The following is a 1,359-nucleotide window of genomic DNA, read 5'->3' on the forward strand; positions in this document are numbered from 1 at the left end:
TCGGATTGGCCCCCTCAAAGTGGACTCTAAATGCTAATTACTAGCTTATTCTTAAAATTACTATTTGTTAAATTATAAAACTCATTTGGAGTCCTATAATCAATTGAAGAATGTATTCTTTTAAAGTTATAGTTACTTACATAATTTTCGATAGTATTAATTGCTTCTTCTAAATCTTTAAACAGCCTACCGGCAAGACATTCTTCTTGTAAGTATCTATGATATGACTCTATATGAGCATTATAATTAGGGCTATGCACAGGTATCCTTTCATGTGTAACATTCTCTTGAATACACAACTTCTCAAATTTACTAGCTATAAATTGTGATCCATTGTCTGTTCTAATTATTAATTCAGATGTTTTACCCTTAATTCCTCTATTATAAAGTGCCTTTATTACTACAATTTTAGCTTGCTCTGCATTTGGAGAAAGTGACAAATCATATGCTAATATGCTTCTATCAAACACATCTATAATAGATGTTAAATATGCTATCTCCCTTGTTTCTGCTATATAAACATATTTCATGTCCATTTCCCAAAGTTGATTTGAATCTGTAATCACATGATTCTTACATATTTTAGAATATCTCTTAACACCCTTTCTTTTAACCTCTAATAGGTTCATCCTCTTCATCAATCTATAAACTTTTTTCTTATTAATTTTTAGTTTATATTTATTTTTCAAAACTGCCCTAACCTTTTTATAACCATAAAACTGTCCTACTTCATCTTTTTTTATTTTCACTATATATTTTTGAATCTCTAAATCAAAAACTTTTTCACCATTTATATTTAGACTATATCCTGGAATGTTTCCTTCGGATTGATTTAAAGGTCTATTTCCACTTTTAATTAATAACTGCTGTTTATAATAAGTAGATTTTTTTAAACCTAATATCCTTAATACAGCTTTAATAGGTGCACCTATAGAAATCCATTCGGATGCATAAGAATACAAATCATGTTCTTCATTTATTTCTTTTTTTTTAATAAATCGTGAAGAATGGCAACTTCTAATTCAAGATCTTTGCATTTTTCTTTTGTTTTCTTATACTCTTTTTTATAATCTACAATTATTTCTTCATCTTTAGGTTGAGTAGCATTCTTAGGTTTCAAAGTTTGCTTATATCTTCTATAATTACATTTCCAATTAGATACCAATCCACTGTGTATATTATACTTCGCTGCTACTAAAGAATTGCTTCCACATACTAAAGCCTCTTCTACAATTTTCACTCTTTCTTCTTCAGTATATTTTCTAATAAAATTTCCACTCATAATGCACCCCTCCATTCATTAATCCTAGTATAGTTCCATTCGAATTATGAGTCTACTTTTCCACGGGGGCCTATGAG

At 28.8% G+C, this 1,359-nt stretch carries 2 protein-coding genes; both read right to left on the reverse strand.

The genetic code is table 11. The features are described 5' to 3' along the window. Positions 1-26: 26 nt before the first annotated feature. A complete protein-coding gene (locus AZI32_RS17020) occupies positions 27-962 on the reverse strand; it encodes an IS3 family transposase (protein ID WP_162266748.1) in 936 nt (311 codons plus the stop codon). Positions 963-976: 14 nt separating this feature from the next. Next, positions 977-1,282 (reverse strand): helix-turn-helix domain-containing protein, encoded by a 306-nt coding sequence (locus AZI32_RS17025; RefSeq protein WP_061997141.1) that lies wholly within the window; start codon positions 1,280-1,282, stop codon positions 977-979. Between the last annotated feature and the right edge of the window lie 77 nt (positions 1,283-1,359).

Source organism: Clostridium sp. ATCC 25772, assembly GCF_001573875.1.
Classification (GTDB): domain Bacteria; phylum Bacillota; class Clostridia; order Clostridiales; family Clostridiaceae; genus Clostridium_J; species Clostridium_J senegalense.

Coding starts and splice junctions, on each gene's coding strand:
- AZI32_RS17025 (WP_061997141.1), bottom strand. CDS start 1,282: ATGAGTGGAAATTTTATTAGAAAATATACTGAAGAAGAAAGAGTGAAA.